This is a genomic window from Deinococcus radiotolerans (assembly GCF_014647435.1).
In the GTDB taxonomy this organism is placed as follows: domain Bacteria; phylum Deinococcota; class Deinococci; order Deinococcales; family Deinococcaceae; genus Deinococcus; species Deinococcus radiotolerans.
In genome coordinates, this window is sequence record NZ_BMPE01000012.1 from 43,240 (window position 1) to 64,895 (window position 21,656).

The following is a 21,656-nucleotide window of genomic DNA, read 5'->3' on the forward strand; positions in this document are numbered from 1 at the left end:
TCCTGCGTCACCCTCACCACTTTGCGGCACCCAGGGGAGCCGCAGATCAGTCGGCCCGCTCCGCCCCTGCACTGTGGCATTACCGTCCAGGTGCGCGCACGGCAGGCCGGGCCGGTTCTTCTTCTGTGCGCGGGGCAGCGTCCTGAGTCAGGAAGTGGCGCGGACGGGTGGAGATCGCGTGTGAGGCGACCGCGACCGCGTGCTGCAGGGCCGCCTGGAGCGGCTGTCCACGGAGCACGGCCTGAAGGTAAGCGGCGTTCCAGGTGTCGCCCGCCCCGACGCTGTCCACGACCTCCACGCGGGGCGCGTGGACCACGGACAGCTGCCCGCGGTGGAAGGCGAGAACGCCGTCGGCGCCGCGTTTGATGGCCACCACGGCGGACGGCGGCATCTGCGCGGCCAGGGCCGCGGCCGCGGCGGTCACGTCAGGCTCACCGGTCAGGCTGGTGGCTTCCAGCTCGTTGATCAGCAGGTGCTGAACGCCCGGCAGCCAGGACAGGACCTCCGCCTGAACAGCCGCGGTGAAGCCGGTGTCGGGCCAGCCGAAATCGAGGGCGACGGGAACGTGGTGCGCGTTCAGGTGCCGCAGCAGCTCAGGGTACGCGGCCCTCAACTGTGGGGTCAGGAAGGCGCCGGCCAGGAGGGCCGCGCGGACGCGGGGCAGGTGGGGGCGCAGGTCACGCCAGGTGACGTGTTCGAGGTGACCCAGGTACGTGATGAAACTGCGTTCACTGCCCGGGTGGCTGAACGCGGCGGTGACGGAGGTGGGGGCCGCGCAGTCGAGCCAGACGACGGCCGGCGCAGGGAGTTGGGCGCGGAGCCACTGCCCGGCGAGGTCCTGGCCGACCGGGGTGACCGTCCGCGCGTCCAGGCCGAGGGCGTGGCAGGCCAGGGCCGCGTTGCCGGCGTTGCCGCCCACGCGCCACTGCAGGGTCGGCACGAGAACTTCCTGCCCCTCGGCCGGCCACTGCTGGAGGGGACCGAGGATCAGGTCGACGTTGACATTCCCGAGGATGAGCAGGTCGGCCGCGCCGTGGGTCGTCACGGGGCCCCGGCCGGGTGGGGCGCGGCGTGGTACGTCACGTTCAGGCCGCTGAAGAGGTCGTCGAGCGGATACGCGAGGAGCGGCGAGCGCAGGCCGCCCAGGCTGAAGGTCTCTTCTTCCAGGAGCGGCTGCAGGTGGGCGGGGCTGAGGCGGCCGAGGGTGCTGAGTGGGCCGGTCTGGGTGCGGTGTGCGCGCAGCGCGGCGAGTTTGTCCTGCGCGTGTGGGCGGACGTCGATGCGCGCCGCGACGGTGCAGGGGCTGACCGCGTAGACGTCCGGACGCAGGCCGGTCAGGACGCCCAGGCCGGGCTGGGCGTCCGTGGTGGAGGGCGCCTGGAGCCGGCGCATCTCCTCGGTGGTCTGCGTGACGTAGAAGAGCCGCTGGATGGGCACGCCGTGATTGGCCGCGCTGCTGAACGCCGCGGTGGCCACGCGGTGGGCGACCAGGTGATCGGGATGGCCGTACATGCCGTGGGGGTCGAAGGTGATCAGGACCTGAGGCCGGACCTGCCGGATGACGTCGAGAATCCGCTGCTCGATCTCCAGCGGATCGGCGTTGATGGTGGCCTGCGGATCGTCGCGGCGCAGGCGATTTCCGCGGCCACTGTCGCGGTAGTTGAGAAAGACGGGCGGGTGGATGCCCAGGTGCGTGCAGGCCTGCTGGAGTTCCTGCTCGCGCTGCCGCCCGAGGTCCGTGACGCTCAGGGTGGGGTCGGTGTTGCGGCCGGCTTCGCCGCGGGTGAGGCAGACCAGCGTGACGTCCGCACCGCGCGCGGCCGCGCGGGCGAGCGTACCGCCGCAGCGCAGCACCTCGTCGTCCGGGTGGGCCAGCACGGCCAGGAGGGACGCCCGCATCAGCCTTTGAGTCCGGTCATGACGATGCCGTCGATAATCTGCTTCTGGAAGATGGCGAAGACGATCAGGACCGGGATGACGGCGAGGCTGCTGGCCGCCATGATCAGGCCCCACTGGGTGCCCGCTTCACCGTTGAACAGGGCGGTGCCGACCGGGAGCGTGCGGAACTGCGGCTGTTGAATGACGATCAGGGGCCACAAAAAAGCGTTCCAGTTGCCGAGGAAGGTGAAGATGCCGAGGCTCGCCAGGGCGGGACGGACCAGGGGCAGCGCGATCCGCCAGAAGATGCCGAACTCGTGCTCACCGTCGATGCGGGCCGCTTCGATGAGGTCCGTGGGGAGGCTCTCGAAGAATTGACGCATCAGGAAGACGCCGAACGCGCTGATCAGCCCGGGGAACAGGATCGCGAAGTACGAGCCGGGCACGCTGCGCGTGAGGTGCAGGTCGCTGACGCCCACGAACCAGGGAATGACGAGCATTTCCGTGGGGATCATCAAAGACGACAGGATCAGCAGGAAGATCAGGTTCTTGCCGGGAAAGTCGAATTTCGCGAGGGTGTACCCGACGAGGGAATCGAAGAACAGCACGCTCAGGGTGGTGACGCCGGCCACGAGGAGGCTGTTGCCGAACCACTGGAGGAACTTGGTCTGCGTGAGCACCTGGGCGTAGTTGTCCAGGGTCGGCTGCTGCGGCAGGAAGGACAGGTTGAAGAGTTCCTGGAAGCTCTTGAGGCTGGTGAGGACCATCCACGCGAACGGGAAGAGCGTGACGATCACGCCCAGGGTGAGCGCGGCGTAGATCAGGGCGACGGGCAGGTTGAGGCGGCGCGGCCGGCGGGCGGCGCGGGGCGCGCCGGTCTGGCGGGCGGACGTCACGGCCGCTCCGGGGCAGGTGGGGGGACGGTCATGCGTCGTACCTTCGGGTGAGGAATTTGAGTTGAATGACGGTGATCAGCAGGATGATCGCGAACAGCATCACGGTGACGGCGGACGCGTAGCCCATCTGGAAGCGGCCGAAGGCCAGCTGGTAGATGTACAGCGCGACGGTGGTCGTGCTGCTGAGCGGGCCGCCCTGGTCGGTGAAGTTCAGGTTGACGACCTGCGTGAACAGTTGCAGGTAGGCGATGGTGCCCGTCACGACGCTGAACACGATGGTGGGGTTGAGCAGGGGCAGCGTGATGCGCCGGAAGGCCTGCGCGCCGGTGGCGCCGTCAATCTCGGCCGCTTCGAAGTACGTCCGGGGAATCGCGGCGAGGCCGGCCAGGAACAGCACGATCTGGAAGCCGAGGTTCTGCCAGACGACCAGGGCGGCGGTGGTGCCCAGCGCCTGGGACGGGGACGTCAGGAAGCCCTGCGCGGGCAGGTGCAGCCAGGTCAGGAAGGTGTTGACGGGCCCGAACTGCGGGCTGAACAGCCACTGCCACACCCAGGCGGCCGCGACGATCGGGGTGACGTACGGCGCGAAGTACAGCGCGCGGTACAGGCCGCGCAGGGCCGTCACCCGCGAGAGCATCACCGCCACGGCCAGGCCGAGCGCGATCTGGACGGGCACGCCGATGAGGGTGTACACCGCGGTGTTCTTCAGCGCGGTCAGGAAGCGCTCGTCCTGCGCGAGCCGGGTGTAGTTTTCCAGACCGACGAACGGCTGGGTGTCTTTGAGGATGTTCCAGTCGAAGAGGCTCATGCGCAGGGCCATGAGGGTCGGCAGGAACCGCACGATCAGGAAGAAGAGCAGCGGCACCGCCAGGAAGAGGTACGCGGTGCGGGTCTGCTGCCGCCGGATGGCCCCGCCGGGCGGGCGGGCCTTACTTGTAGTACTCATTCAGGAGTTTCTGCTCGTCGGCTGCGGCGCGCTTGAGGGCGCTGGCGGGCGTGGCGCCCTGCAGGATCACGCTGTTGATGGCGTCCACCCAGGCTTTGCGCTGCCCGGCTTCATCCACGAACAGGGTCGAGTGCGCGAAGGGCAGCGCGGCCACGAACGGGCCGTACACCGGGTCGCGGCGCAGGGTGGCGTCGCTGGACAGTTTCTTCCCGGCGGGAATCTCCCCGACGTTCTTGAGCCAGGTGCGCTGCGTGTCGGCGCTCGTGAGGAACTTCAGGAACTTCACGGCCGCGTCGAGTTTGTCGCCCTTGGCGTTCTTGGTGATGCCGTTGACCCAGTACGAGCCGAAGTTGCTGCGGACGCTGCTGCCGCTGAACGTCGGGAGGTTCAGGACGCCCCAGTTGAACTTCGCACCTTTCTGGATCGTGGCCACGGCGAACGACCCGTCGATGATCATGCCGACCTTCCCGGCGATGAACGCGTCGCGGTAGCTGTTGTTGCCGGGGAAGAAGTTCGGCGTGCCGAGCTTGTACTTGGTGTACAGCTCGGTGTAGAAGGTCATGGCTTTCAGGCCGGCGGCGCTGTCGTACGTGACCTGCTTGCCGTCCGCGGAGTACGGCGAGCCGCCGTACTGCCGCACGAGCACCTCGCGCAGCATGTGGTAGTCCTGCCCGTCGGGCTGAATGCCGAAGCCGAGCTGCGTGAAGCGGGGTGGGGCGCCCTTGACGATCTTCTGGGACGCCGCGATGAATTCCTCCCACGTGCGGGGCGGGGTGAGCACGCCGGACGCCTTGAAGAGGTCTTTGTTGTAGAACACCGCCAGGGTGCGCACGCTTGTCGGGAGGGCGTAGTACTTCCCGCCGATCTTGCTGGTCTTGATCATCGGCACGAAATCCCGCTCGATGGCGGCGGTGGGGAAGTCCTTGGCGGGCAGGGGCTGCAGGTACCCGCTGTCGACGTACTGCGGCAGCCAGCCGTAGAAGAGGTTCACCACGTCGGGGCCCTGCCCGGCGGGGACGCTCGAGGCGACTTTCTGGTTGTACGCGTCGTACGGGAAGGTCTCCTGCTTGATCTTGATGTCCGGGTTCTGCGCCTCGAACTGCTTGATCAGGTCGTTCATGGTGCTGACCTTGCTCGCGTAGTCGTACTGCCAGTAGGTCAGGGTGACGGGCGCGGCGGAGGCGGTGACGGTCAGGGCGAGGGCCAGCGTGACGAGGTGTTTCATGGGGTCTCCTTCCAACAGGGGGTGGGGGGGGTACGGTTCAGCGGCCGAGGGTGACGCGGGGCCAGAGGTACGGCAGGGCCTGCTTGCCGCCCCAGCTGAACGACGCCCAGGCGAGGCCGCTCTGGCTGATGTTGGCGCCCGGCCGGGCGTTGGCGGTGTCGCCGTCGTACAGCACGACGTTCAGGCCCAGGGTGTCGCCGGGTTTCGGCTGGGTCGGCATGGCCGCCCAGGGAATCCGGAATTCGAGGTCGTAGCCGCCGTCCGTGCGGCGCGACGCGACCTGCATGCCGGGCGCCGTGGTTTCCATCGGGCCCTGCCGGGCGTCGGCGTCCCGGAAGCCGCGCGCGCCGAAGCCGGCGGTGGTGCAGGGGAACGCCGCGGCCATCAGCGTGGTGGACGTGTCGCGGCTCGCGCCGCTGGGATCCACGGTGATGCCGATCGCGTCTGAACGCAGCTGCGCCTTGACGTCGTCCGGCGCGATGTTGCAGGCCACCAGCTCGTCCTTGACGCTCACGCCGGCGTACAGGTACGTGTCGTCGTAGGCGAGTTTGAACTGCGCGCTGGCGTCGGCGGGACTGTCCGGCGCGGCGCGCCACCACAGGTCGGCCGGGCCGATGGCGCTGCCGGCGGCCTGCGCCAGGTCACTCAGGTCCCCGTCGATGACCGGGGGGACGCTCACCCGCTGGACGGTCAGGCTGGGCAGCAGGTACGCGCTGGCCAGGTCACTGAACGACCCGGCGTTGACGCTCAGGGGCACCAGGGCGCTCTGCTTCCCGGCGGGCAGCGCCGCCGGGCTGGCGGTCAGGGTCACGGTCAGGTCCTGCTGCTCGCCGGGTTTCAGGGTGTACGTGGGCAGAGGGCCGGCCGTCACGCCCGCCGGGAGGGTCAGGGCCAGCGCGCCGCTGGCCGGCTGGGCGGTGCGGTTGGTGACGGTGACGCGCACCGGCGTCGGCTGCCCCACCACGAGGGGGAGGCGGGTGGGGAGGCGGCCGGTCACCCACTCGGTGCCGGTGTCCCGCGCGAAGGCCTGATACGCCGCGATGTCGAAGGTGGGGGCGAACTGCGCGGCCACGGCCGGCACGGGCCGGACGTGCGTCACGGTCTGCCCCGCGACCGGCTGGCCGTCCTGCCGGGCGGCGTACCCCACCGTGAGCAGGGTCGACTCCGCCGGCGCGCCGGCGGGCGCCGTGACCTGGAACGTGGCCGTGACGGTCGCCCCGGGGCGGACGGTCTGCGCGGCGGGCGCGCCCTGCACGGTCCAGCCGTCCGGGCCGCTCACCTGCAGGGTCAGGTCCGTGAGGTCGGTCTTCCCGGCGTTCGTGAACGTCACCGTCACGGCCGACGGCTGCGCGAGGCCGATCTCGTAACTGGCGGGCGCCGCGCTCAGGCGGACGGTGGCGGGACTGCCGGTCTGCGCGCTGAACACGCCGTCCACCAGGGACGTTTCCTTCACGGGGGTCGGCACGCGGCTCGCGACGAGCATGAACGTCTCCGGCGTCGCCGCGCGGGCCGGCAGGGTGTTCGTGGTGTCCCAGCCCTGACTGCGGTAGTTGAACTGCGCGACGCTCTTCAGATCGGCGTACCGCAGGCGGGCGCTGCGGGACACGTCATCGGTGGGCACCGCGATGGTCGCGGCGTCCGCACTCGGGGGGTAGTAGTAGAGCTTCAGGGGCGTGAAGGGCCGCAGGCCCTCGGCGGCCAGGTCCGGGCAGGCGGCCTCGTCACCGGCGGCATTGAATGCGAGCGTGGCCGCGCGGGCGGCCATCTGATGCTGGCCGTGCGTGCCCGGTCCGGGCCACATCGTGACCAGCACCTCGGGCCGGCGCAGCCGCACGAGCCGCACCACGTCACACAAGAACCGGTCGCCGCCCCATTTCTGCGCGGTTTCCTCCGCGGACAGCGTGAAGTAGAAGTCCTGCAGGCCCAGGAAGTGCGGGCTGTCGATGCCCAGCATGCTCAGGGAGCGGCGCTCCTCCTCCTGCCGGATCAGGCCGAGCGCCCGGCCGGTCTCGGGACCCGTGGCGTTGCCGCCCCCCTCCCCGCCCGTGAGGGTGATCACGGTGGCTTTGAGCCCCCCGTCGAGCACGTACCGCGCGAAGGTGCCGGAGACGCCCCCGTCGTCGTCCGGGTGCGCGCCGATGAACATCAGGTCGACGTCCATCAGGTCGGCGCCACTGACACTCGCGCCGTAACTGCCCGCCCCCGGCGTGACCTGCGCGCCCGCGTGGGTGAGGGCGGCGCCCAGCGCGGCCGTGACGAGCAGCGTCGACGCGAGGCGCCCTGAGCGGTGGGCGGCGGCCCTGCTGGTCTTGCGGTGGTCTGATCGGTTCATGCGGGTCCTCCTGTCAGGGCGCCCGGTGAGGCGCGCAAGTGGGTGTGGGCGTCCATGAAGCGCCGGGTGAGGGCGGCGTGGCGGTCCGTATCGGTGTTCAGGCGGTCACTGGCGCCGCGCAGCTGCGCGGCCACGACCTGCGGGGCCGGGCCGCCCAGCGTGACCCGGCGCGCGATGAAGCCCGCCGGGTCCAGGGCGGCCCGCAGGTCCGCCTCGGGCAGCGTGACGCCCACGCCCGCCAGGTCCAGGGGCGTGACGCTGCTCAGCGGGCGGTCCTCGGCGTGCAGCGCGGCGAGCAGGCGTTTGATGCGGGCGTGGGCGTCGCGGAAGCCGTCGCCGGTGAACCGGGTGATCGCGTCGGCGAGTTCCGTCACGACTGATTCCCCCTGCCGCGCTTCGTGCAGCCAGCCCTCCCGGTTCACGAACGGCGCGGCGAGCGACGCCGTGAGCAGCTCGGTGCCCTCGCGGAACTCCTGCCACATGCCGTGCAGGGACGGCTGCATGTCCGGCCCGGGATCGTTGATGTCCCCGAACGGGACGTTGTGGGTGCTCAGCGTGACGCTCTGCGCCATGCCGATGGCCTTACTGAACTTCGTGCGGGCATGCTCGAGCGCGACCGGATTACGTTTCTGCGGCATCACGCTGCTGCCCTGCACGAGGCCGTCTTCCAGCGCGATCAGGCCGCGCGACGCCCAGAAGAGCAGGTCATGCAGCACGCGGGAGAGGGTCGTCGACGCGACCATGACCGTACTGGCCAGCTCGACCTGCCAGTCGCTGGCACTCACGGCGTCGTACGTGTTCTCCAGCGGGCCGTCGAAGGCCAGCAGCTCCGCCGTGCGCGCCCGGTCAATCGGGAAGCTCGTCCCGCCGAGCGCGACGGCGCCCATCGGGCTGAGGTTCAGCCGGCTCAGCGCGCCCAGCATCCGCTGTGTATCCCGGGCGAGGTTGCTCTCCACGGCGCTCAGGTAATGGGCGAGCGTGGTCGGCTGCGCCGGCTGGTGATGCGTGTACGCCACGATCACCGTGTCCAGTTCACGCTGCGCGAACGCCAGCAGTGTGCGGCGCAGGGTCAGCACCCGGTGAAGGGCGCGCATCAGCCGCAGCCGGGCACTCAGCCGGTAGATCGTCATGTCGAGATCGTTGCGTGACAGCGCCGTGCGCAGCGCGCCCGCGGCCGCCGGATCCCGCCGCACGAGCGCCTGATCGAGCGTGAAGAACACGTCCTCGATCCGCGGGTCGTACGGGGGAAAGGGCTCCTCCCGCAGCGCCTGCAGGTGCCGGGCGGCCGCGTCGGCGTGCTGGACGCCGCAGCGGCCGAGCATCAGCGCGTGCGCGGTCAACGCGTCGAACAGGTGCGGCAGCAGGTGCTCAGTGGCGTACTGGTAATCCGGCTGCAACACCGCCTTGAGGTACACGTCATGCCACATGACCCGCTCCTTGTGCGCCGCGCGGACGCAGCCCGGACTCCGGGCCGGCCAGCAGCCGGTCCCGGCACAGCCGGACCGCGCACACGGCGGCCCCACGCCGCGCCGCGTCCGCCGCGTCCGGCTCCTGAACGACCTGCACCGAGGGGGGCAGCAGACCCTCGAGCCGACCTGCGAGTTCACTGCCCCGCCCGCCCTGGAGGCTGAGTACCACCCGCTCCAGGTCCAGCGCGTGACACAGCCCGGCCACGAGGTACGCCGTCGCCGAGAGCCGCGCGGACGCCGAGAGCTGCTCGAGCAGCACGTCCGCGTCCCGGTGCGGCCAGGGGGTCCGCCCCAGCTCGCCGGCCCGGCCCTGCACGCCCCGGTAGAGCACGCCGCCCAGGATGAAGCCCATGCCCGTGCCACTGGCCCGCTCGACGAGCGCGGCCAGGTGCGTCAACTGCGGGCTGCCCGCATGGGCGGCCAGGGCCACCAGGTTCGCGTCGTTCTCGAACCAGACGGGCACGCCCAGGCGCCGCAGCGCCGCCACGTCCAGTTGCGGCACCGCGTTCGGTTCGCCGAGCTCACCGGCCGCGTCGACCGGGGCGGGCAGGCCGATGAGCACGCCCCGCAGCGGCCCGAACCGCGCGTCGAGGGCGCAGGTGCGGACGAGGTCCGCACTGGCCTGCGTCAGATCCGCCGCGGCCACCTGCCGGGTCAGGCCCACCGCCGACTGGTCCGCGAGGCTCACGATCTGCGCGGACATCACGTCCGGTTGCAGATCGATGGCCACCACCGTGCCGAGGTCCGGGGCTGGGGACACCACCTGGGCGGCCCGGCCAGGGGTCTGCTGCGCGCCGCGGGACAGGTACACGACGCGCTCGTCGAGCAGCTGCTGCACCACGGCATTGACGGTGACCTGCGACAGGCCCGTGTGCTGCGCGAGGAGAGGTCGAGTGAGGCCGCGTCGGTCAAGGATCAGCTCAAGGATCTGCCGGCGGTTATGACGCCGCAGTGCATGTGGTTGGCTCATGGCCCCCCTTGTTAAGAAACTTTATGAACTGATGGCCACCTTACACCCGGTACCGCTCCAGCACAGGTCAACCTGACCACAGGGCCCATTGATGGAGAAAACATGAAGAGATTGGTCACCACCACTGCACGGATGACTCACGCAGATCGTGTGGACGGGGCGCGCTGGGCGGCACCAGCAGTGGTCCGGCCTGCAACCGGCGTCAGGGGGCCTACCCTGCAGCTGCACTGGCTTGGCGACCGGCAGCCCGGTGGCGGGCTCCTGCGCAGCCCAGCCGCGCCCAGCGTTCTGGCGGGGACGGCGCGCACGCGGCGGGCCCCCCGTTCAGGCCCTCTACCCGCGGCGCCGTTCAAGCACCGCTCTGCCGGGCGAATCCCACAGGTATGTCTCAGGCCAGCTCATCCACCGGCCGCGCGCTGGCAAGTCGCTGCAGGTGCGCCTTGAGATCATCGACGAACTGCTGCGCCTCAATCCGCGCCAGGCGGAGATGCGCTTCCGTGAGCAGGTGCGCCGGGTCGAGCCGGCCTCTCATCACCTCGTGCCGCAACTGGTCGAGTTCAATCAACGTGAACCGCTTCGAGAAAAGCAGGCTCACGCGCTTGACCGTGAACGTGGCCGCCTCGTCCGGCGTCAAGCCAGACAGTTCTTCACTCCAAGTCGGCAGCACCGGGTCCGGAGCAGCCAGCCGCACCTTCACCTGAGGCGGCGCGGTCGTGGCGCGACCAGTCACTGGAACGGAATCAGGGTACTGATCCGGATTGCGAATCAGGTGCACGAGCGCGTGTGCGGCCGTCTTGCGCACGGTGAGCTGACCACTGCGCAGGAGGCGCTCAAACTGGTCGATACGGCTGAGCAGCACCGACTGCGTGTACTGCCGCGCGAGTTGCCGCGACACGCCGTCCGTAACGCCGTGGCCCCGCAGGCGGTTGAGCAGCGCCGGGCTGACGGGCGTGAACTCCGACGCGAACTGAAACCGCAGCCGCTGCGCGCGGCCGCGGCCCTCGACCGACACGGCCCGCAGGTACCCGCGGCGGACGAGTTCCTCGTGCGGTCCCTCCAGGGCCCGCCGGATCGAATCGGGCCGGGCTGAAGGCAGCTTGCACAGGTCCGCCCATTCGATCAACCCCACGTCGAACTCGTCCACGACGTCATCCGGATCTTCCGGGTTGTACCGCATCGCGTCGAGCAGCCGGAAGATGATCCGCGTCCGTGGGCGGGAGAGCGACTGCATGAGCTCGATGTTCAGCGGTTTCGTGAACCCGCTCCGCAGGGACGCCACGAGCGGCTCGGCCAGACGCACCCGCAGCGTACTGCGGTCGTCGAACTGTCCCGACTGTCCCTGGTGCGTGTACTCGAGCAGCTCAATGAAATGGAAGCGGGCAGTCGTCCAACGGCGGTTCGGGTGGTCCCGCCAGCCTCCGGCGATCTCGTACGACGTCGTATGCAGCCGGTCAAGGCTGGTCATCAGCATCTCGCGGTACTTGCCGTTTCGGTGGAACCCCGCGATCTGCATCAGGTCCGAGACCGCCAGGGTCATCTCACCGTCGTCGGGCATGCCGAGGCTCAGGTAATAATCGATCAGGGCGCTGCTGACGTCGTTATCGATGCCGTGCGGCACGCCGAGCTCCGGAAGCGCCCGGCAGGAGACGCGGACCATGCGTTCACCGTAGGGGTAGGTGACCTTCCAGGTGTTCAGCTCCCCGATCTGATCCTGAGCGGAGATCAGGTTCAGCCGTCCCCAGTTGAGATCGTCGAAGCTGTTGCGGCGTGGTTTGATCATGGGGGTCTCTGCTGTTGATCAACATACTTCTTCTGGACAGAAGATTCTGAAAAGATATGGTGAAAAAACACCACCAAAGACCAGCGAGGTGTGTCCTTCTGCACGCTGTTTTTGATCTCAACCCCACAGGTGTGTCTCAGTGAATCACACAGGTATGTCTCAGGCAGGCGCACCGAATCCCACAGGTGTGTCTCTCCAGCGGATCACAACCCCACAGGTGTGTCTCAGGCGCTTCCACAAGCGTGTCTCAGGAGCGTCCTGTGACACACCTGTGGGGTTTTCCTGTCATCCCACAGGTCTGTCTCAGGGCAAATGAGGGCCATCCCACAGGTGTGTCTCAGTGAACCCCACAGGTGTGTCTCAGGCAAGCAGGCGAAATCCCACAGGTGTGTCTCAGGCAACGCCGCTGCCCGGAAGCTGGGCAGCGGACCACTGCACCTGTGGCGTGACCGCGCTGTACGGAGCCATCTCCTGTACCCCTGACCCGCTGACGACACACCTGAGCGATCCGGAACGCCGCTGGCCTGACCAGCGGCGTTCCAGCTGCTGAGCAAACGCGTCCTCAACCATCCAGCACACTGCGTCCACGGCGCTTTACAGCAGGCGTAGTACGTCATTATCCCCACGAGCATGCCCGCCGGGAGATGCTTGAAGAGCGCCCCTGAGCCTCATTTTTGTGCGATCACAGCACGCCCGGAACGAGAATCACTCGATCAGTGCCATTTCGCTCAGGTGTGTCGTCGGCACGTTGCCCGAATCACTCAGGTATGTCGTTGAGCGGAGAGTCCGCTGTCCCAGTTCACCCTCGACCACAGCCCCTGCCGGAGGCACCGAGTGCCGCGCCAAAACCCGCCGCACTTCTTCGCGCAAGTCGGTAGCCACCTGTCACCGATCGTGCAGCTGATGACCGGGTACGTTGGCGCTCCGCTCTTCAGATTACTTTTCCGTGCCGACCGCAGTTGAGCTGGTGCCATTCGGCCGCCAGCGCGGGGCACATCGTATCTGACAACCCCACAGGTGTGTCTCAGGTGGGTCAGCAGGTCGGCGCCGGCCGAGCGTGACCGAGCCCCCGCTGGCACCTGAGCCCTTCAGAGTCGCCCGGGGCCGTATCCTGTGTACCTATGGCCGATTCGGTACCTGGAGCTCGTCCTCGTGTCGTTCGCCCTGTCGTGCGTCTCCTGAGGTTGAAATTCCGGGCACCCATGTCGGTGTCGTCGCGTATGAACATGACCTGTCATGGGGATACCGGGCATGTGACATCCCTCACGGCCTACGGCGCCGTGACCAAGCAGCATGGTCTCAAGCGCGATCACCGTGCGCGACGACTTGGAGGACGTTGAGATGCCCAGATTAGACGCCTACCCAAATACCCTGGAGACCACCGGGATCGCCGCCGACGCTGCCGTCACAATCGGCAAAGTGACGCCGATGTTTGAACGGCAACGGCCAGCCAGCGTGTCCGACCTTCCGCTTGACTGGGTGGGTGGGGACTCCGATGCGGGCACGCTGCTGGCCCGCATCGCGCCCACACAGCGGGACGTGGCGCGCCTGCGCCGCGCCCATGAGCTCGTGGGCGCCCTGTTCGGGTCGGATCGCCGGCGCGTCTGGCTGACGACGCGGCTGCCTGACCGCGAGGAGACCCCACTCGAGTACCTGGCGGTCCACGGGCCTGACGGGTGGGGCGAGTTGCTGCGGGGGCTGTTGGGCGCCATGCAGGGCGGGAGCTACGCGTCGGAGGCGGACCTCGACTGGGCCACCGAGCGCCTCGCCGGGCACAGGCTCGTCATCCGCCGGTCACAGCCGACCTGACGCGTGGTTGTGCGTCCAAGGGCTCCACTGGCCCAACAGTGGTCATGAGCACCTGACAGGCCCACACGTCATCAGATGTCGCGGTACTGCGGCACGCTGAGGGTGTGGCGACTCTCGGGGGATCAGTCCAGATGCGGCACAGCACCTCCCCCACCGCAATGACCCGGGGTTTTGCACGGAATCTGAAGTTCAAGCCGTGTCTCTTCCCCATACCTCGGCCTACTGCCCCTCGCAATATTCATCAGTGCGGCGCCTCCCAAGGGGAGATCGAAGAGATCCGCATCGACAAGAACACGTACGTGATCCTCACCATGCGCGGGCGGGAAGTCACCCTCCCGTTCAAAGTCACCGACACGGAACTCACGTCCATCGTCAGTGCCTTCAGCGGCTTCCGTGACGACAACCGCACGGGCCTCGACGGCACGCTGCACCGCATCAGCAAAGTCCCAGGCCTGAACAACACCATCGGCGGCATCACCATCCGCATCGCCAAGCACGTCCTCGGGGCAGCCGACACCCTCCTCCCGCACATCCTGCACGCCAAGGGCATCCTCCTGATCGGCCCGCCCGGCTTCGGGAAGACGACCCTCCTGCGCGAGATCATCCGCCACCTCGCGCAGCGGTACGGCAGCAGCGTCGTCATCGTGGACACCAGCAGCGAAATCACCGGGTCGGGCCTCATCAGCCACTGGGCGACGTACCCCACCCGCCGGATCCTCGTGACGAACAAGCGCGAGCAGGGGGAACTGATCCGCCAGGCGTACGCGAACCACAGCCCCCGCTACATGGCCGTGGACGAGATCGGCCATCACGGCGACGCGGACGCGATCGCCTCCACCAAAGCGCGCGGGGTGGGCATGATCGCCACCTGCCACGGGTACACCCTGAACGATGTCGTCCGCAGCCCGGTGTTCTGGCCGGTGCTGGGTGACATCCGCGAGGTGGGCCTGAACCGCCAGCGTCTGAACCCGGCGACGTTCGACGTGGCGGTCGAAGTGCGCGGCATCGGCCGGTTCGTGGTGCACACTGATGTCAGCCGCGCGGTGGACGATTGCCTGACCGGCCTGCCCGCGCGGGGCCTGCACGTGGGCGACTGGCCGAACATGCGCTTCTGACCCCACCGCACCCTCTCCCCTGCCCCCGCCACCCGGCGGGGGTTGTCCGTGCCCGGACGCAGGTGAGGTGCGGCGCGGCCCCTGAGGATCACCCACGTCAACGCGCCAGCCGTCTCACCGGTCATCATGGAATGTCCGCGTCACCTACCCGTGCCCGCCCCGCGTCACCGTGACCATACCCGTCTGATCCGCCCCACCCAGCAGCGACGCCTGCCCCGGCCTACGGGAGCCAACACACCAGCCCGCAGCGCACGACACTGAAGTGGCGCGGCACACACCCGCACTCACATGCGGCGCGTCATCAACATCGGTGACCCGCGCGCAGTTGTTTCCCCCAAACTTGACGAACCCCAGTGCACGCCCACGGACCGGCGACCACCCACCCAGCTCCTCCCCACTCGCCACACCTGAACGTGAACGCCGCACCTGATGTCCAGGCGCGGCGCGTCCAGGGGGTCAGAAGATCACGACCTATTGGAGAGCGCCTGCCCGATCAGGCGCAGGCCATCACGGACGTCTTCAACCACATCGCGCGTCGACTCGCCGCGCTTGTCGCCCGCCGCGCGGCGTTCATCGAGGGCCGCGTCGATCTCCTCCGGCAGTGCCCGCAGCAGGTTCTCGATGACCCCCAACCGCCGGGTCACGCCCTCCAGGGTCTCCTGGAAGTTCCGGTTGATCTCCAGCAGCTGCTCGTTCACTTTCACCTGCGCGGCGTGCGTGCTGCGGAGTTCCTCGATCACGTCCGCCAGTTCCGGCGGCTGCTCATCCGCGCCGTACTGGTCGGTGAGGTACGCGCGGAAGGTCAGCCAGCGGTCCGCGTCGTACCCATCCAGGTACGACTGCACGGTCGACCAGGCGTACGCGGTGACCATCCAGACCTTGCCGGGCTGGGTGAACCCGTCGCGTTTGTGCTTGAGGACCGTCTGCCGCAAGACGGTGATGCGGTCCCGGCAGACGCGGGCCGTCCACCCGTACCGGTTCATCATGAGGGGGATCAGGGGTTCGGTGGTGGTGGCGGCAAACGGTTGGGCACTGAGCGACATCCGCTTCAGTGTACGCGCCCTCACCGCGTGCTCACCCGCCAGGCACGTCCAGGGGAGGCCGTGCGTGTCACAGCTCAGGTCAGGTGACCCGGTGATGATCACCCGTCCCGAACTCACCGCAGGCGGGACACGCCCGTCGCCACCCGGCATCAGTAAGACGCGGTGACCCATCATCACCGCCTGCCCATCGCCCCCCAGGATCACACCCTGCCCGACAGGTCACTCCCCAGCGGGAGGTCACACGCCGCCCGCCGGGCGTAGGGCAGCCGCCCCGTCCTGCTCACACAGGTCCAGTGGGTGCGTGACCTCCGGGTCGGTGAAGCGCACCTCCACAACCCCGGCGTCCCCGTCCTGCGCCGCGCGGCCAGCCGCGACGTTGCGAATGAGGTCCGCGAAGAACGCCGTGATGGAAGACGCGAGCACGAACCGGGTCCGCTCACGCCCGCCGAAGTTCACCACCTGCCCCACCTGCCCCGCCGCGTCCGGATGCAGGTCCACCGCGAGGTACGCGCCACTGTGATCATGCGCCACCGGCAACCAGCCCACGTCGAACCCCACGGGCCTCACGGTGCCCGGCGGATCGACCGCTTCCACGGCCGGGCACACTGAACTCAGGAGGAAGCTGTCCGGGCGGCTGAAAGCGGCGCGTTCCCTGAGCGCCCCCGCCAGGGGCAAGGCGGTCAGCCCGTCGTACAGCCCATGCTCGCGTGACGCGAGGTACGGGTTGAGCAGGTGGAAATAATGCTTGACGTCTGCCGGTACGGTGAGGCCAAGGTCACGTTCGAGTTCGTGGAACAGAGGCGTCAGGTCATCAGGGGCGGGCAGCGGCAGGTCCGGTTGCGCGCCCCGCAGCCAGGACAGGACCGTATGCACTGGGTCAGGGTGGTGGGGCATGGACCTATTCTCCCGGTTCGGGTAAAGGGGGTCGGCTACACTCGGGGTCGTCACACACGAGCTCCCGTAGGAAGGCAGCGTTGAGGCTGGGGCTCGCCCGCAGGTTCGGCTCGACGCGTCACGTCCCCGGGCGCAGGTCACGGTGGCCGCCGAGAGGCAGGAGGATCAGAAGGGCACGACACCTGGTGAGCCCTGCCGATCACACCAGGTCGCCGCTGTCCACTCGGCTTCACGGTGTGAGGTCGACTTCCGCACGAGTGCAAGCGCCGTGAACCGCCGCACCGACTTTGCGGTCATTCCAGCTGCGCGGGGCACGTCCGACCAGCACTCACCACTCGCGGGTCACCGCGACCGCAGAGCACTGGGGCTGTGACCCTCACGGCTTCTTCCACCCGTGAAAGGCCACCGTGATGACGGCCCAACCTGAATGATCATGGGCGACGAGCAGACCAACACGTTCAACCGGCCCGTCCACTGTGCGGGCCGCAGATCACGCGCGCAGGTGTTCGTCAGTGGTGAGGCCTTGATGCTGCGCCGCCCAGGCGGCCACGTGATCGTTCGTCATCCGGTCAATCCGCACCGCTCCGCATCAACGGCAGGCCTTGACCTTACAGCCCAGGTCAGCCGGTCATGTTGGGTGTGACCCGGTGGCGACCACCCGACGTCACCACTCGCCTTGGGGGTTGGTGGTGTGTCGTGAGCTCGAGTGGCGTTGAATTTTTTTGGCGACGCGCCTGGAACCTGGGCTCGGGTCACCCGGTCGGCGTGTGTGTGATCAGGGCCCGACCACCCAACGTCATGACCCAGCTCGTAGGCCCGTGGTGTGTCGTGAGGTCAGCCCACCTCCACTTTTTTCCGGCGACGCACCTCGAAGCTGGGATCAGGTCACCCGGTCAGTGGGTGCGTGATCGAGGGGTGACTGCTGAACTTCATCACTCGCGTCGGGGGCCAGTGGTGTGTCGTGAGGTCAGGTGGCGTCAACATTTTTCCGGCGACGCGTCTCGAACCTGGGTCAGGTCACCCGGTCAGTGGGTACGTGATCGAGGGGTGACCGCTGAACTTCATCACTCGCGCCCTGGGCCGATGGTGTGTCATGAGGTCCAGAGGCGTCAGCATTTTTTCCGGCGACGCATCTCGAAGCTGGGGTCAGGTCACCCGGTCGGCGTGTGTGTGATCAAGGCCCGACCACCCAACGGCATGACCCAGCTCGTAGGCCAGTGATGTGTCGTGAGGTCAGCCCACCTCAACTTTTTTTCCAGCGACGCACCTCGACGCTGGGGTCAGGTCACCTGGTCAGTGGGTGCGTGATCGAGGGGTGACCGCTGAACTTCATCACTCGCCTCGGGGGTCAGTGGTGTGTCGTGAGGTCGGGTGGCGTTGAATTTTTTTTCGGCGGCGGGGGTCGGTGCGCGCGTGAGGTGACGTCCGGGCGTTCGCGCGAGGTGGGTGAAGGCGCGGTGTTGCAGGTGAAGGGTGGGTGCCTCACGAAAGTCATCTAGACAGGTTGGGCGTAAAAACCTGAAAATGCCCCCTTGGCAATTGCCAGGCCAGGCACCCATGTGACCTCACCCTTTGACAAGTCGCCAACCTCATGAAAGCCCCCAACCCTTACGCTACGGAGGGGCATTTTACGGCGTTTTTCCCGATGAAAAAATTGCAAAACTCCTACAGTCCTAGGCAGGATTTCCCCACAAAAGGCCCTTTTACGCCGTCCTTTTTGCCCCTTTTTCCCCCGCCTGGACAGCGTTGCGGGCGCTTCAGGCCGCGGCGGTCCTCATCTTTCCATATCCCGGGTCGTATGGTGGCCCTGCATACTGTATGGATTTTTCGGGCTGGCCGGACCCCTGCGGGGCCACGACCAGCCGTCAGGGGCGGCGCGTGCCGTGCGGTCGACGGCGGGCGGGCCGCGTGTCGTGACGTCGGGTGGGGGCGGTGATGCAGCGCCGTGGACCTGACTGGCGTCACGGCGGCGGGCCACGTCGGGTGTGGTCGCTGGTGGACGGCGGGGGTGATCGGGGTGAGGCGGACCCCTGCGGGGCCACGCTCACCCGGAGGTGCAGCGCGGTGCGCCCTGGGGTCACGGCCGGTGTGGCGGTCGGCCCGCCTGCCGCTTTGGCGTTCGCCGCCGATCGGAGTTCGACGAATGGCGGGGCACGCGTCGCCTCCCGTCAGGCCCTGACGCCCCGGCGAAAGGTGACGTCACCCTCATCACCAGATGTCACCGGCAGGTCCGGTCGGGGTGAGGCGGACCCCTGCGGGGCCACGCTCACCCGGAAGTGACGGGCGCACCCTCTGCGTTCGCGTGACCTGACACCCGGCGCTTCTCGTACACGGCCCACCCGGGCCAGTGTCTTCCGTGTGCCGTTCGCCTGACCTGCCTGCGTGATCGTCCACCCGGCGTGCTCGTGTGCCGTTCTCCTGGCGTACCTGTGTGCCCTTCACCCGGCCCGGTGCCTTGCGTGTGCCGTCCACCTGACCTGCCCATGTGCCGTTCACCTGGCCCGGTGTCTTGCGTGTGCTGTTCACCCAGCTTGCCTGTGCGCCCCCTGCGGCGGGTCGTCACGGGCCGGTCGTCCCTGCCGGTCGGGTGAGGTGGGCCGGGTCTGCGTGACCAGGTGACGCGGCGCTGATGCAGGGTCAGGCGCGCGCCAGGGTTCCTGACGGAACCGCGGCGCGCGGTGGCGGGCGGGCATGTCCCACCCACCTGTCCTGATCAAACGCAACGGCGCCTGGCGGGAGGCAGGCGAAGCTGTCCCGCACTCGAGAGCTGACGGGTGGAACCTGAAGTTCCCCGGTGGCCTGCCGGGGCACGTGACGAGCCTGCTGGTGATGACCGCCGGGACGTACGCACCGAACACGAAACTCCGGGTGCTGGTCACCCGCCCCCGGCGGGATGGCGGCACGGACTGGTACGACGTGGGGGAGGCGTGGGTGTCGAAGCACGGCAAGGCGTTGGTGATCACCATCACGACGCAACTCCCGGCCGGTGAAGCGAAGCTGGTCATCCTCCCCTACCGCACCCGGGCGACCGCATGACCCCGAACAGCAAGACGACCCACCTCAACCTGCCGCGGGCACCTTTCGGCGCGCGGACTGTTCCGGGTGGCGGGGCATTGACCTGCGCAGGTGCCGCGCCTGCCTCCTCGACATCCGGCGCGCGCGAGCGGCCACCTGCTCGTGCGGTCGTGGCGCCGGGTGCGGTGGACGTCCCATCGACTGCGGTGATGGACGTCCCATCGACTGCGGCGCCGGGTGCAGTGGACGTCCCGTCGACCGCGGCGGTGAACGTGACCCTGCTGACCTCACGTGGCGGGTACCGCCCCCTGGGGTTGGGGTGGGCGCGGCCGTTCGGGTTCCGGGTGCACTGCTGGGACCGGCCGGGGGTGGGGCGCGTGGGCGTGTTCCTGCCGGCGGGCGTGTCGGGTCACCTGCCGGTCCGGGTGCAGCTGCGCGGTGAGCTGGGCCGGCTGGGCTCGGGGGTGCTGGTCCCTGGGCTGCGGGCGGTGGTGCTGACGTTCGAGGCGTTCCCCGCCAGCGGGTGGTTCGACGTGGTGATCCCGGACGGGGTGCCACTGCGGATGATCACCGCGCGGCCAGCCCGGACCTGAGTGAACAGCGCGGGGTGACACCGGCCCCCACGAGGGGGGCGCGGGTCACCAGGACCGGAAGGCAAGAACCCCAGCAGAGGTTCACGCCGACCGGACGAAGCAGGCCCGAGCCGCCAGGTGTACATCACCAGGTCAAGGGCACAGGGTGACTCCGGCCCCCTCCGGGGGCGCGGGTCACCAGGAACGGACGGCAAGAACCCCAGCGAAGGTTCGCAGGGCTGAACCCCGGACGACCGGGCAGGCCCAGGGCACACACACGCGCCCAGCAAGGAGCTCATCATGACGACAATTGCCCCCCAGACCACCAGCACCACCGCCGCCCTCAGCGCTGCCGCCAACAAGCCCCACGGGGTCGCCGTCTCCCGCCGCTACGGTGAAGCCGACGCTGCTGGTCACCGCAAGTCCGCCAACACCAACATCGGCGGCGCGTGGTCCTTCAAGGACGGCAAGGTCGGCATGAACGTCCGTCTGTCCGCCATCCCCATGCTCGGCGTGGACAGCAGCCTGATGATCTTCGCCGGTGGCAAGGGGGAGACCTTCACCATCACCGAACCGCGCCTCGTCGCCTTCCAGGTGGTGGAGTTCACCACCCGGGACAGCGAGAAGAAGAAGCGCTGGACGATCATCGGCAGCGCCTTCCGCAGCAAGAACGGCGGCGCGTACCGCCTCGCGGTCGACGCCATCCCCACGGACCTGAACATCGTCCTGCTGCCCCCCAAGGACAAGAACGCCACCGAGGTCGTCGGCACGTCCGTCGATACGCCCGTGGATGCGGTGGCCCCCTTCTAAACCTGCCGGATTCCATGACGCCCCTGGTACCCTCGCGGCACCGGGGGCGTCGCCATGCCCATCCCGGAAGCGCGCACGGCACGGGCGGCCCGGCCCCCTGCGGGCGCACGGGCCGCCAGGACGGCGGGCATGACCACCGCCGAACAGCCCGATGCGCCCTTCGATGCCTGCTTCCGTCCGCCCACGCCACCCGAGCGGACCGCGCAGCTCGAAGCGGCCATCGCCGCCCTGCGGAACCCCACGCATGTCGCCGAGGTCATGCGCCGCGCCGCGGGTGACGTGGCCCTGCTCGTGCCGCACAACGCGGAGACGGGCGCGGTGTACGTCACGCAGGTGGATGGGGACCTGCATGAAATCGCCGGGCGGGACTGGTCGCTGCTGTTCAGCACCACCGCCCGGCCGGGCACGCTTGAACGGATGCTGCGCGTGGCCATGACCGCCCGCCGGCCAGGCGGCGCGACCTGCCCGCCCGCGTGGAAGCTGGAGGTGACGGTCCGGCATCACGTCGAGCACCAGCAGGGGTACCTGTTGTTTCCCACCCGCGCGGCCCTTCAGGCGGGGCAGGCGCTGCTGGAGGCGATGTTCGCCCGGGAGGACGTGCAGGTCCGCCTGTCGGTGCCCGCGCAGGTCCTGCCCGAACCGGCTGACTGGGTCGTCGGGGAGGTGATCGAGGCGCCCGCCATCCGGGGGCTGCTGCACGACCTGGACCTGGACGAGTACCTGCGCGGGGACGCGTACGCGAACCTCAAACGCCGCCTGGCCCTGCCCGGCTGAAGGGCGCGGGGCGGTCCGGCCCCCTGGCGGGGGCGCAGGGACCGCCAGGACCACCCGGCAGACGGGCGCCCCCCGCCTGGCGTTCACCTCCCCCCCGCCCCGCCCTGCCCCGCCGCCGCCGCGGCACT

Annotated in this window: 18 protein-coding genes; 7 read left to right on the forward strand and 11 right to left on the reverse strand. The window is 68.8% G+C overall.

The features are described from left to right. Positions 1–79: 79 nt before the first annotated feature. From IEY63_RS16030 to IEY63_RS16070, 9 genes are all read right to left on the reverse strand, one after another. Positions 80–1,045, reverse strand: coding sequence for a carbohydrate kinase family protein (locus IEY63_RS16030; protein WP_189070005.1), 966 nt, complete (start codon positions 1,043–1,045; stop codon positions 80–82). Continuing rightward, positions 1,042–1,899: a PIG-L deacetylase family protein gene (locus IEY63_RS16035; protein WP_189070006.1), complete on the reverse strand. Its 858-nt coding sequence runs from the start codon at positions 1,897–1,899 to the stop codon at positions 1,042–1,044. Before IEY63_RS16035 ends, IEY63_RS16030 begins: the two co-directional genes overlap by 4 nt. Continuing rightward, on the reverse strand, positions 1,899–2,774 hold the full coding sequence (locus IEY63_RS16040; RefSeq protein ID WP_229784758.1) for a carbohydrate ABC transporter permease: 876 nt from the start codon (positions 2,772–2,774) through the stop codon (positions 1,899–1,901). The genes IEY63_RS16035 and IEY63_RS16040 overlap by 1 nt, the downstream gene beginning before the upstream one ends. Before the next feature lie 28 nt (positions 2,775–2,802). Further along, positions 2,803–3,720 carry a carbohydrate ABC transporter permease gene (locus tag IEY63_RS16045; protein WP_189070007.1) on the reverse strand — a complete coding sequence of 306 codons (918 nt, stop codon included), beginning with the start codon at positions 3,718–3,720 and terminating at the stop codon, positions 2,803–2,805. Further along, on the reverse strand, positions 3,704–4,945 hold the full coding sequence (locus IEY63_RS16050) for a sugar ABC transporter substrate-binding protein (protein ID WP_189070008.1): 1,242 nt from the start codon (positions 4,943–4,945) through the stop codon (positions 3,704–3,706). The genes IEY63_RS16045 and IEY63_RS16050 overlap by 17 nt, the downstream gene beginning before the upstream one ends. 37 nt (positions 4,946–4,982) lie before the next feature. Further along, complete coding sequence (locus IEY63_RS16055; protein WP_189070009.1) at positions 4,983–7,277, reverse strand: PIG-L family deacetylase; 2,295 nt, start codon at positions 7,275–7,277, stop codon at positions 4,983–4,985. Further along, positions 7,274–8,704, reverse strand: a complete 1,431-nt coding sequence (locus IEY63_RS16060; protein ID WP_189070010.1) for an argininosuccinate lyase — start codon at positions 8,702–8,704, stop codon at positions 7,274–7,276. The genes IEY63_RS16055 and IEY63_RS16060 overlap by 4 nt, the downstream gene beginning before the upstream one ends. Then, entirely contained in the window at positions 8,694–9,716 is a 1,023-nt protein-coding gene (locus IEY63_RS16065; RefSeq protein WP_189070011.1) for an ROK family transcriptional regulator, read from the reverse strand. Before IEY63_RS16065 ends, IEY63_RS16060 begins: the two co-directional genes overlap by 11 nt. A gap of 388 nt (positions 9,717–10,104) precedes the next feature. Further along, positions 10,105–11,496: a replication initiator protein A gene (locus IEY63_RS16070; protein ID WP_189070012.1), complete on the reverse strand. Its 1,392-nt coding sequence runs from the start codon at positions 11,494–11,496 to the stop codon at positions 10,105–10,107. A gap of 1,341 nt (positions 11,497–12,837) precedes the next feature. On the opposite strand from IEY63_RS16070, the gene IEY63_RS16075 reads away from it, so the two are divergent. After that, a complete protein-coding gene (locus IEY63_RS16075) occupies positions 12,838–13,305 on the forward strand; it encodes a hypothetical protein (RefSeq protein ID WP_189070013.1) in 468 nt (155 codons plus the stop codon). A gap of 299 nt (positions 13,306–13,604) precedes the next feature. Then, positions 13,605–14,420: an AAA ATPase domain-containing protein gene (locus tag IEY63_RS16080; protein WP_189070014.1), complete on the forward strand. Its 816-nt coding sequence runs from the start codon at positions 13,605–13,607 to the stop codon at positions 14,418–14,420. Between the two features lie 464 nt (positions 14,421–14,884). On the opposite strand, the gene IEY63_RS16085 is transcribed toward IEY63_RS16080, so the two are convergent. Both IEY63_RS16085 and IEY63_RS16090 read right to left on the reverse strand, forming a co-directional pair. Then, positions 14,885–15,463, reverse strand: coding sequence for a hypothetical protein (locus IEY63_RS16085; RefSeq protein ID WP_189070015.1), 579 nt, complete (start codon positions 15,461–15,463; stop codon positions 14,885–14,887). Between the two features lie 237 nt (positions 15,464–15,700). Beyond that, entirely contained in the window at positions 15,701–16,357 is a 657-nt protein-coding gene (locus IEY63_RS16090) for an SMI1/KNR4 family protein (protein ID WP_189070016.1), read from the reverse strand. Positions 16,358–16,790: 433 nt separating this feature from the next. Here IEY63_RS16090 and IEY63_RS16095 point away from each other — a divergent pair, with 433 nt between their 5' ends. The 5 genes from IEY63_RS16095 to IEY63_RS16115 all read left to right on the forward strand — a co-directional run bounded on the left by IEY63_RS16095 (position 16,791) and on the right by IEY63_RS16115 (position 21,528). After that, entirely contained in the window at positions 16,791–17,000 is a 210-nt protein-coding gene (locus IEY63_RS16095; RefSeq protein WP_189070017.1) for a hypothetical protein, read from the forward strand. Between the two features lie 2,048 nt (positions 17,001–19,048). Further along, complete coding sequence (locus IEY63_RS16100; RefSeq protein WP_189070018.1) at positions 19,049–19,393, forward strand: hypothetical protein; 345 nt, start codon at positions 19,049–19,051, stop codon at positions 19,391–19,393. Between the two features lie 251 nt (positions 19,394–19,644). Next, positions 19,645–19,965 carry a hypothetical protein gene (locus tag IEY63_RS16105; RefSeq protein WP_189070019.1) on the forward strand — a complete coding sequence of 107 codons (321 nt, stop codon included), beginning with the start codon at positions 19,645–19,647 and terminating at the stop codon, positions 19,963–19,965. Positions 19,966–20,244: 279 nt separating this feature from the next. Then, the gene (locus IEY63_RS16110) at positions 20,245–20,754 is read left to right on the forward strand and encodes a hypothetical protein (RefSeq protein ID WP_189070020.1); all 510 of its coding nucleotides are present in this window, start codon (positions 20,245–20,247) and stop codon (positions 20,752–20,754) included. Between the two features lie 129 nt (positions 20,755–20,883). Beyond that, a complete protein-coding gene (locus tag IEY63_RS16115) occupies positions 20,884–21,528 on the forward strand; it encodes a hypothetical protein (RefSeq protein WP_189070021.1) in 645 nt (214 codons plus the stop codon). The last annotated feature ends 128 nt before the right edge of the window (positions 21,529–21,656 follow it).

What these genes read in the sequence shown, in the direction of transcription:
- IEY63_RS16035 (WP_189070006.1), bottom strand. Translation starts at nt 1,899, where the DNA reads ATGCGGGCGTCCCTCCTGGCCGTGCTGGCCCACCCGGACGACGAGGTG.
- IEY63_RS16070 (WP_189070012.1), bottom strand. Translation starts at nt 11,496, where the DNA reads ATGATCAAACCACGCCGCAACAGCTTCGACGATCTCAACTGGGGACGG.
- IEY63_RS16100 (WP_189070018.1), top strand. Translation starts at nt 19,049, where the DNA reads ATGTCCCACCCACCTGTCCTGATCAAACGCAACGGCGCCTGGCGGGAG.
- IEY63_RS16115 (WP_189070021.1), top strand. Translation starts at nt 20,884, where the DNA reads ATGACCACCGCCGAACAGCCCGATGCGCCCTTCGATGCCTGCTTCCGT.
- IEY63_RS16055 (WP_189070009.1), bottom strand. Translation starts at nt 7,277, where the DNA reads ATGAACCGATCAGACCACCGCAAGACCAGCAGGGCCGCCGCCCACCGC.
- IEY63_RS16090 (WP_189070016.1), bottom strand. Translation starts at nt 16,357, where the DNA reads ATGCCCCACCACCCTGACCCAGTGCATACGGTCCTGTCCTGGCTGCGG.
- IEY63_RS16050 (WP_189070008.1), bottom strand. Translation starts at nt 4,945, where the DNA reads ATGAAACACCTCGTCACGCTGGCCCTCGCCCTGACCGTCACCGCCTCC.
- IEY63_RS16110 (WP_189070020.1), top strand. Translation starts at nt 20,245, where the DNA reads ATGACGACAATTGCCCCCCAGACCACCAGCACCACCGCCGCCCTCAGC.
- IEY63_RS16085 (WP_189070015.1), bottom strand. Translation starts at nt 15,463, where the DNA reads ATGTCGCTCAGTGCCCAACCGTTTGCCGCCACCACCACCGAACCCCTG.
- IEY63_RS16045 (WP_189070007.1), bottom strand. Translation starts at nt 3,720, where the DNA reads ATGAGTACTACAAGTAAGGCCCGCCCGCCCGGCGGGGCCATCCGGCGG.
- IEY63_RS16060 (WP_189070010.1), bottom strand. Translation starts at nt 8,704, where the DNA reads ATGTGGCATGACGTGTACCTCAAGGCGGTGTTGCAGCCGGATTACCAG.
- IEY63_RS16065 (WP_189070011.1), bottom strand. Translation starts at nt 9,716, where the DNA reads ATGAGCCAACCACATGCACTGCGGCGTCATAACCGCCGGCAGATCCTT.
- IEY63_RS16095 (WP_189070017.1), top strand. Translation starts at nt 16,791, where the DNA reads ATGGGCGACGAGCAGACCAACACGTTCAACCGGCCCGTCCACTGTGCG.
- IEY63_RS16075 (WP_189070013.1), top strand. Translation starts at nt 12,838, where the DNA reads ATGCCCAGATTAGACGCCTACCCAAATACCCTGGAGACCACCGGGATC.